The organism is Skermanella sp. (assembly GCF_059503625.1).
Genome location: NZ_JCACHA010000849.1, coordinates 1 through 8,394 on the forward strand (window position 1 = coordinate 1; position 8,394 = coordinate 8,394).

11 protein-coding genes are annotated in these 8,394 nt (G+C 62.7%); 8 read left to right on the plus strand and 3 right to left on the minus strand.

The features are described from left to right. Positions 1-237: 237 nt before the first annotated feature. The 3 genes from hpnH to AC5JJ6_RS30710 form a co-directional block, all read right to left on the minus strand. The gene (gene hpnH, locus AC5JJ6_RS30700) at positions 238-1,377 is read right to left on the minus strand and encodes an adenosyl-hopene transferase HpnH (protein WP_496045693.1); all 1,140 of its coding nucleotides are present in this window, start codon (positions 1,375-1,377) and stop codon (positions 238-240) included. Between the two features lie 6 nt (positions 1,378-1,383). Continuing rightward, positions 1,384-2,349, minus strand: coding sequence for a 4-hydroxy-3-methylbut-2-enyl diphosphate reductase (ispH, locus tag AC5JJ6_RS30705; RefSeq protein WP_496045694.1), 966 nt, complete (start codon positions 2,347-2,349; stop codon positions 1,384-1,386). Positions 2,350-2,571: 222 nt separating this feature from the next. After that, positions 2,572-3,096, minus strand: coding sequence for an RbsD/FucU family protein (locus AC5JJ6_RS30710; RefSeq protein ID WP_496045695.1), 525 nt, complete (start codon positions 3,094-3,096; stop codon positions 2,572-2,574). A gap of 70 nt (positions 3,097-3,166) precedes the next feature. Between AC5JJ6_RS30710 and AC5JJ6_RS30715 the strand changes: the two genes are divergently transcribed. The 8 genes from AC5JJ6_RS30715 to AC5JJ6_RS30750 all read left to right on the plus strand — a co-directional run. Then, positions 3,167-4,177, plus strand: coding sequence for an aldo/keto reductase (locus tag AC5JJ6_RS30715; protein ID WP_496045696.1), 1,011 nt, complete (start codon positions 3,167-3,169; stop codon positions 4,175-4,177). Between the two features lie 77 nt (positions 4,178-4,254). Continuing rightward, on the plus strand, positions 4,255-4,425 hold the full coding sequence (locus AC5JJ6_RS30720; protein WP_169789370.1) for a hypothetical protein: 171 nt from the start codon (positions 4,255-4,257) through the stop codon (positions 4,423-4,425). A 70-nt stretch (positions 4,426-4,495) separates the two neighbouring features. Next, the gene (locus AC5JJ6_RS30725) at positions 4,496-4,666 is read left to right on the plus strand and encodes a hypothetical protein (protein ID WP_496045697.1); all 171 of its coding nucleotides are present in this window, start codon (positions 4,496-4,498) and stop codon (positions 4,664-4,666) included. Positions 4,667-4,956: 290 nt separating this feature from the next. Next, a complete protein-coding gene (locus AC5JJ6_RS30730; protein ID WP_496045698.1) occupies positions 4,957-5,472 on the plus strand; it encodes an RNA polymerase sigma factor in 516 nt (171 codons plus the stop codon). Positions 5,473-5,801: 329 nt separating this feature from the next. Continuing rightward, positions 5,802-6,176, plus strand: a complete 375-nt coding sequence (locus AC5JJ6_RS30735; RefSeq protein WP_496045699.1) for an anti-sigma factor family protein — start codon at positions 5,802-5,804, stop codon at positions 6,174-6,176. Positions 6,177-6,640: 464 nt separating this feature from the next. Then, positions 6,641-6,937: a hypothetical protein gene (locus tag AC5JJ6_RS30740; RefSeq protein WP_496045700.1), complete on the plus strand. Its 297-nt coding sequence runs from the start codon at positions 6,641-6,643 to the stop codon at positions 6,935-6,937. Next, the gene (locus AC5JJ6_RS30745) at positions 6,934-7,797 is read left to right on the plus strand and encodes a multicopper oxidase domain-containing protein (protein WP_496045702.1); all 864 of its coding nucleotides are present in this window, start codon (positions 6,934-6,936) and stop codon (positions 7,795-7,797) included. The genes AC5JJ6_RS30740 and AC5JJ6_RS30745 overlap by 4 nt, the downstream gene beginning before the upstream one ends. 117 nt (positions 7,798-7,914) lie before the next feature. After that, on the plus strand, positions 7,915-8,394 hold a 480-nt coding region (locus tag AC5JJ6_RS30750; RefSeq protein WP_496045701.1), incomplete at its 3' end, for a multicopper oxidase domain-containing protein.

Sequence of the window (8,394 nt, forward strand, 5' to 3'; positions counted from 1 at the left end):
CCGACATAGACGCGCCTGCTTGTCGGCTGCCGCTTCGCTTTAGACCGACCTACGGTGGCAACGCTCTACCGGTTAACATCTTCGAATATTATTGTAAATTTTCTATATTCACGTACGCGTTGACCCGGCCTACGCAACGATCATCGGCCTCTGGCTGCCGGAGCGCCAGCGGGGGTGGGGCATCCCGCCGGCGCCGTCGAAATAAACCTTACGCGGCCGAATATTAGAACGGTTACCTCATCCCCCAGCCCGCCGCCGCTTCGGCGATGCCCGGTCCTCTTCCGCCATCGCCTGCTCCACATGCCGGGAGAAGACGTATTCGGCGGGACGCTGGCGGTCGAGCGGGATGTCCGGAGCCATCTCGCCGTCGGTCTTCATGCCCTTCCGGACCACCGACAGCGCCTTCAGCGGGTTGCGGATGGTGTCGGCCACCGCCGTCGCCTCGTAGCCGCTGTGGACCATGCAATCGGCGCATTTCTCGTAGTTGCCGGTGCCGTAGGCGTCCCAGTCGGTGCCGTCCATCAGCTCGCGGTAGGTCTTGGCGTAACCCTCGCCCAGCAGGTAGCAAGGGCGCTGCCAGCCGAAGATGTTGCGGGTCGGGTTGCCCCACGGGCTGCACTGGTAGGTCTGGTTGCCGGCCAGGAAGTCCAGGAACAGGGGCGACTGGCTGAACTGCCATTTCTTGCCCTCGCCCCGCTTGAAGATGTCGCGGAACAGCTGCTTGGTGCGCTGGCGGTTCAGGAAGTGGGCCTGGTCGGGCGCCCGCTCATAAGCGTAGCCGGGCGACACGGTGATGCCGTCGATCCCGGCGGCCATCGCCTCGGTGAAGAAGTCCGACACCTTTTCCGGATCGGCGCCGTCGAACAGCGTGCAATTGATGTTGACGCGGAAGCCCCGCTTCTTGGCTTCCTTGATCGCCGCGACCGCGCGGTCGTAGACGCCGCCCTGGCACACCGCCGCGTCGTGCTCTTCCCGGCTGCCGTCCAGATGGACCGACCATGTGAAGAATGGACTGGGCTTGTACTGGTCCATGCGCTTTTCCATCAGCAGCGCATTGGTGCACAGATAGACGAAGCGCCGCTGCTTGATCAGGCCCTGGACGACCTGGGCCATTTCCGCGTGGAGCAGCGGTTCGCCGCCGGCGATCGAGACGACCGGAGCGCCGCAGTCGCGTGCGGCGTCCAGGCATTCGTCCACGCTGAGACGGCGGTTCAGCAACGGTGCCGGATAATCGATCTTACCGCAGCCGGCACAGGCGAGATTGCAGCGGAACAGGGGTTCCAGCATCAGGACCAGCGGGTAGCGTTTCACTCCGCGCAGATGGCGGCCGACGACATAGGCGCCGACCATGGCGGATTGAAGCAAGGGAACGGCCATTTCAGCTCACTCGGCAACGGGAGGGATGGCGACTTGGGACGCGGCGGACGGCTCGAGTTCGACCGGCAGGCGGAAACGCAGCGCTTCCTCGATACCGGGCAAGGTGCTGACTTGCACCCCGCCGCCGCGCTGTTTCAACAAAGAGATGACCTCCTGGACGAGGTCTTCCGGAGCGGACGCCCCGGCAGTGACGCCGACGGCCGACACGCCGTCCAGCCAGCCGGGATCGAGCGCGGAGGCGTCCTCGATCAGGTAGGCCGGAACGCCGGCCGTCCCGGCGATCTCGCGCAGGCGGTTGGAGTTGGAGCTGTTCGCCGCCCCGACCACCAGCACCAGGTCGACCTTGGTCGCCAGATCCAGCACCGCGCGCTGGCGGTTCTGGGTGGCGTAGCAGATATCGGCGGTATCGGGACCGACGATCGTCGGAAACCGGGCCTTGAGCGCGTCGATGATGCCGCGGGTGTCGTCGACGCTCAGCGTGGTCTGGGTGATGTAGGCGACATGGTCGGGCCGCTCCACCTTCAGGTCCGCCACGTCCTCGGCCGAGGCCACGAGATGGACGGGACCGGTCAGCCGGCCGAGGGTGCCTTCCACTTCGGCGTGTCCCGCGTGGCCGATCAGGACGACGTCCCTGCCCTGCCTGGCGTAGCGCGCGCCTTCCAGGTGGACGCGGGCGACCAGCGTGCAGGTCGCGTCGATCACCTTCAGTCCCCGCGCCCTGGCGGCCTCGTCCACCGCCAGCGAAACGCCGTGGGCGCTGAAGATGGTCACGCTGCCGGGAGGCACTTCCTCCACCTCGTCTACGAACGTCACGCCCTTGGCGCGCAGCCGTTCGACCACGTGGCCGTTGTGGACGATTTCATGCCGGACGTAGATCGGGGGGCCATAAAGCGTCAAGGCCCTCTCGACGATCTCTATCGCCCGCTCGACGCCGGCGCAGAAGCCTCGGGGTTGGGCCAGGATGACCTGCATGCGTTCGTCCTCTGAGAGTATCCAAAGAGCGAACGGCGCCGGACGGCACCGTCTGGATGAGTAAGGCTATCGCCCAGGCGAAAACACGACAAACACGCATTTGGAGCAGTTGCGGATGTATGGCTGCCCTGTAGATCACAAGACCGTGATACCTGCGGCGACTATACATCATATCTAGATATGCATTTTATTGTCCAAAAAAAGCCGTAAACAGCCGCGGCCTCACTCGTCCGGCCTGATCACCCCTTTCATCAGGATGATGTTGCCGTAAAGCCGCCGTTCTCCCGTTGCGATCATCGCGTAGGCGCCGCGGGCACGCTCGTAGAAAGCGAACCGCTCCATCTCCGTCATCCGGATCGGCTTGCCTTCGGCGCCGTCGATCAGCGCCTGAAACTCGTCCAGCACGGGCGGACGGCCGGTTGCCGGCGTCATGACGGCGGCGGGCGCATCGACGAAGTCGTCCAGCGGCAACAGCGAAACCACCGCCTTCAATGCCGCCGTCGCGGTGATGCCATCCAGCCTTACCAGACGTTTGGCATTGGCCGATGCCGGATAGTTCGCATCGACGATGACGATCTCGTCGCCGTGCCCCATATCGGCAAGGATCTGGAGCAAGGCTCCGCTCAGCAGCGGGTCGAGGGTCTTGAGCATGGCTGGATGGTCCTTCTGCAGGTTGATCTGGGGCGGCAGGTTGATCTGGGGCGGCAGGGTGATCGGGAGTTCGAGCGACGGACGGTCAGGCTTCACGATAGGGCGGTCCGATCGCCTGGGATCGGTCCGCCGCATGATTGGTTAACAACTGTTCAGGGAGGATGGCATGGAACTCGAAAGACGAAAACTCGGTCGTACCGACGTATCGCTGACTGTGTTCGGTTTCGGCGGCACGTCGCTCGGCAACATGTATCGCGCGATCGACGACAAGGCGGCCATGGAAGCGCTGGAGGCGAGCCACAAGGCCGGTGTGCGCTATGTGGATACCGCTCCGCTCTACGGGCATGGCCTGAGCGAGCATCGCGTCGGCGGCTGGCTCCGGAGCGTGCGCGGCGAGGACATCGTGCTGTCAACCAAGGTCGGCTGGCGCCTGTTCCCGGCGCGCGGGCAACCGACGGAAGCCGGCCTGTTCATGGACGTGCCGCCGTTCCGCCGGGGGATCGACTATAGCTACGACGGCGTGATGCGGTCGTTCGACGACAGCCTTCAGCGGCTTGGCACCGACCGGGTCGATATCGTCTTCATCCATGACGCCGACCGGCGCAACCAAGGCGATGCCTACGAGCAGCGCTACAAGGAAGCCATGGAAGGCGCCTATCCCGCCTTGCTGAAGCTGCGCGAGGAAGGTGTCATCAAGGCGATCGGCGCCGGGCTGAACGAGTGGGAAGCCTGCCAGCGCTTCGCCGAAGCCGGCGATTTCGACTGCTTCCTGCTGGCCGGCCGCTACACGCTGCTGGACCAGGGAAGCCTGGACAGCTTCATGCCGCTTTGCGAGAAGCGCGGCATCGGCATCGTCCTGGGCGGTCCCTACAACTCCGGCATCCTGGCGACCGGCCCGGTTGAGGGCGCCCACTACGACTACGCCCCCGCCTCTCCTGAAATCCTGGACAAGACCCGGCGGATCGAAGCGGTCTGCCGCCGCCACGGCGTCCCGCTCCAGGCCGCGGCCCTTCAGTTCCCGCTGGGCCACCCGACCGTGGCGTCGGTCATCCCCGGCATGGGCAGCCCCAAGCGCATCGCCGAGAACATGGACCTGCTGGCCCACAAAATTCCACCCGACATGTGGGCGGAACTGCGGTCTGAGGGGTTGATCCGTCAGGATGCCCCGCTCCCCTGACCCGAGCGCGAGGCGTTCAGGCAATCGAACAGGCAGGCAATCGAACAGGCAGGCAATCGAACAGGAGGGAGGACGCCATGAGTACCGGCAAGAGTTCCGACGCCGCCGCCCAGATCGAGAAGGCTCTGGACGAAAAGACCGGCAAGGCATCGGGCGACACCGACAAGAGCCCCGAACGCAAGTTCGAGGAAATGGGCGAACGCGACGAGATCCGCGACAAGGCCGGACGGGATCGCGAAGGCCGGTAGACACCTGTTCACTCCCGGGGGCACGCGCAACGCGCTCCCGGGGGTGAAACGATCAAGACTAGGAGAGCCGATGAAAATGTTCCTGCTGGGCGCCCTGACGGCAATCGTGATCGCCGTCGCCGCGGGCATCCTGATGCCGACCTTCCTGGGCAACCCCGCCTACGACGCCTTTTCCACTTCCAGCGCCCGCGTCGGCGAAGATTCCACGGCCGAGCACCGCTTCGGAAACGAAGCGCGTTAGCACCGGCATGCGAAGACGATGAAAAGGACGCTCCGGTGGATCCGGTCGAGCCGGGGACCGGCCCTGGGCCGGATCACTCACCGGGCGCAGACTTATGGGGTTGGGGCTATGGGGTTGGGGCTTGGAAGATAGCCGCCGTTCATTTCGGCACCCGGTCTTGCAGGACCGGCGGCACATAGCTCGAGATCTCCCCCGGTCCATACCCCAAAAGCATATGAGGGAATTTATAGCTCCTGCCGGTGTCTAGTCTCTGATAGCTATGATGGCATGCGGTCGGAGATGCTAAACGAATGGTCGACGAAGCCATGCGCCGCGCCCTGGTGCATCTCTACCCAAGGCTCAGGAGCTTCGCCATTCGTCTGGCTGGCTCTTCCGCGGATGCCGACGATCTCGTGCAGCATGCCTGCGAACGCGCGCTGGCGTTCGATCATCGCTGGAAGCCAGGAACGCGTCTCGACAGCTGGCTATACAGGATTATTCAGAATTGCTGGAGCGACGAAAAAAAGTCGTCGAGGACCCGTTTCCAAACGACCCTTGACGATGCGGCGGACGTTTTCGGCGACGACGGCGAACGAATGGTGGATGCCCGCCTCATTCTGGAAGTCACCTGCCGGGAACTCCATTATCTGTCGAACGAACAGCGCATCGTACTTATCCTGGTCTGCATCATCGGCTTACCCTATCGGGAAGTGGCGGCGATCCTCGATATTCCGATCGGAACTGTCATGAGCCGTCTGGCGCGTGCCAGATTGGCTCTGGCAAAGCGGATCGACACGGCAGCCGGCAAGGCTCCCGCCGATATTTAAGCCAATCCAGGGAATAAGTAGCCCCGTCAATCGTTGTCTACATAAGAGATGCATCGAGCGAACGACGCAGTCATAACAGTGTGATGGATAGGGGAGGACAGACCCGTTGTATAAAATAATCTCAGACCGTCGCGATTACCCAAGGCATACCGAAAGAAGGTTTGGCGTTATTAAGTTTTTTTACTAAAACTTTACGAACTTTGGAACAAGTCGCCGACATCGGTGTTGTGGGTCTGGCGGCTTGTAAGTGACTTGGAACGTACGCATATGCCGGCTGGACAGCTGCTGCCGGTACCTAGTTTAGATGCCTGTCTCGCAGGAGAGAGTTCATGCCGAAGTTGACCGTCGGGGGAGAAGTATACAGCGCCGGAGCGGAGCTCCCCGATGAGGGTCTGATAATGGCCTATGTCGACGGCGAACTGGATGCCGAAGGCCGGCGATATGTCGAAGACCTACTGGCGAGAAGCGCCGAAGCCCGCGAGATCGCCGAGTTGATGCGCTCCAGTTCTGCTATTCTGAAATCCGCGTTCCTCGATGACGCCGAACCGGCCGAAGCCGGCTCCCGGAACAGCGGGAAACAGGCTGCCGCCACGCGCGAGAATCCTGACGCCGCTCCCATGCCGCCTGCGATCAAGCAGACACGGCCCTGCCGACCGATGGCCGGTACGGCTTCGGTGCCCGTCCGCCTGCAACGCAAGGCTTGATGACAGGACAGGGTATTCCGCGCGACATTACTCCCAAGTCATGGATCGGCATCGAGGCCGATCGGCGTTCAGGTCGATCGCGCAAGGCTCCCTGATACCCGGCATCCATGCCAAGATCATTTCCTTCGATCGAATTTTCTGCTGGTTTGCTTTCGTGTATTCCGTCGGTTAACCGCACCGACCGCTCCTTCCCGACTTTTTCACGACGGGCGTCCAAGCGCCGTTATTCCCGCTCCTGAAGGATTACCCCTGAAATCGGCCGGTCGGTACAGGTTCCTTGACTTATGAGTGATCCAGCTCGGTAGTTACCTGATCCAAAATATGCTTGTAAGTTTCGGCGAAGTCCGAGTACCGTGATTTCACACCGCGCTCCCGACCGAACCTTCCCGACAGTTGGTTCGATTTTGGCGGAGACAGCCCCGACGGGGCCATCTCGCGCTTCTTGGGGAGCGGTTATGACTGTATTGAGCAGACGCCATTTGCTGCGTTACGGCGCTTCGGCTGTCGCCTTCGCATCGGCAACGACCATGCTGTCGCCTTTCGTGTTGGCGAAAGACGATGAGGTAACCTCTGGCGATCCCGAACCGGGTATCGGTGGCGGCGATGTCGAGGTGGATCTGACGATCCAGGATGTCGATTACGAGTTGATCGACGGCAGCACGGTCTTCATGTACGCCTTCTGCATCAACGGTGCGCCCCCCCCCGGATTCCGGGGCCGGTACTGCGCGTTCGCGAGGGCCGCAAGCTTACCGTCAGGCTGACCAACCTCAGTTCCCATGCGCACGGCTTTCAGGTGCCGGGAATGAGCGGCAGCGCCATCGAAACGATTGCGCCGAAAGGATCGGCGACGATCGCATTCACGGTCGGCAAAGCAGGCACCTATTTCTATCTCGACCCGAAGTTCAGCCCGGTGAACCGCGTTCTGGGTCTCCACGGCGCTCTGGTCGTCGAGCCGGAAGACGATTCGGAATCCAGCGGCGCCAAGATGCCGTACAATCCTGTGGATGCCACGCCGGCGATCAAGGCTCTCTTCAACAGCTTCGGCGCCAGTTCACGGTTTCCCGGCAACCGTTGGGATGAGTCCCGCGAGAAGATCTGGATATTCAACCAGATCGACGCCCGCTGGTGCCAGCGTGCGGCCAACGGCGAGATCGATGCCGTCGCCGCGTCCGAATTCGCCAACGATTTCCGTCCACGCTATTTCACCCTCAACGGGTTGTGCGGGATCGATGCCTGCCACGACAAGGACACCTGCCCGACCGGCAGGATCGGCGAACCGCTGCTGCTGCGCTGCCTGAATGCCGGACTGGCGTGCCACTCGCCGCATATCCACGGCAACCACGTCTTCATGCTGTCGGAATCGACGGGCGCTACCGGCATCATCTCCTACAGCAGCAATGTGATCGAGCGCGACGTCTGGAAGATGGAGTCGGGCACGATCCAGGATTGCCTCCTCCCCTTCACGGCTCCCCCGGACCTACCGCCCGGCGCGTGGCCTCCGAAGCAGGAAAAGTTCCCGCTGCGCTATCCCATGCACTGTCACAACGAGATCTCGCAGACGGCGGCCGGCGGCTCCTACCCGATGGGTCTGGTGACGGACTGGCACATCGATGGGCTCTGACCGGCGCTGCCCTCCGGTCACGCATTCAGCACAATCAGCAATTCAGCGGTCCGGCGCCGAGCCTCGTCTGCCGTGCGCATGACGGCGGCCAGCCGGACCCCTCAGGAGAACCGACCGATGCCTTTGATCTCCCGCCCCATCGTGGACCCCGCCGAGTACGAGGAGTTCGGCTGCCATCCCTTCGCGGACAGCCCGGCCACACCCGACAAGGTCGCCCGCAACGTCTTCATCCGCCGGCAGGTCGCCGATTTCAGCGTCACAATGGCCGATGGAAAAGTCATCCCGTTCTGGGGGTTCAAGGACCCCGACGTCAGCGGTGGAGACAGGGAATGGCCGTCCAAGCTGATCCGCGTTAAGCAGGGGCAGGTCGTCCACTGCGAGATGAAGCCGGCCAAGAACACCCATACCATCCACTGGCACGGGATCGAGCCCAGTTCCTATAACGACGGCGTCGGCCATACCTCGTTCGAAGTCAAGAGCGCCTATACCTACCAGTGGATGCCGCACCAGGCAGGAACCTATCTCTACCACTGCCACAAGAACACCGTGCTCCATTTCGAGATGGGCATGTACGGCGTGCTGATCGTCGATCCGGTC

What these genes read in the sequence shown, in the direction of transcription:
- ispH (WP_496045694.1), bottom strand. Translation starts at nt 2,349, where the DNA reads ATGCAGGTCATCCTGGCCCAACCCCGAGGCTTCTGCGCCGGCGTCGAG.
- AC5JJ6_RS30725 (WP_496045697.1), top strand. Translation starts at nt 4,496, where the DNA reads ATGAAAATGTTCCTGCTGGGCGCCCTGACGGCAATCGTGATCGCCGTC.
- AC5JJ6_RS30720 (WP_169789370.1), top strand. Translation starts at nt 4,255, where the DNA reads ATGAGTACCGGCAAGAGTTCCGACGCCGCCGCCCAGATCGAGAAGGCT.
- AC5JJ6_RS30730 (WP_496045698.1), top strand. Translation starts at nt 4,957, where the DNA reads ATGGTCGACGAAGCCATGCGCCGCGCCCTGGTGCATCTCTACCCAAGG.
- AC5JJ6_RS30735 (WP_496045699.1), top strand. Translation starts at nt 5,802, where the DNA reads ATGCCGAAGTTGACCGTCGGGGGAGAAGTATACAGCGCCGGAGCGGAG.
- hpnH (WP_496045693.1), bottom strand. Translation starts at nt 1,377, where the DNA reads ATGGCCGTTCCCTTGCTTCAATCCGCCATGGTCGGCGCCTATGTCGTC.
- AC5JJ6_RS30715 (WP_496045696.1), top strand. Translation starts at nt 3,167, where the DNA reads ATGGAACTCGAAAGACGAAAACTCGGTCGTACCGACGTATCGCTGACT.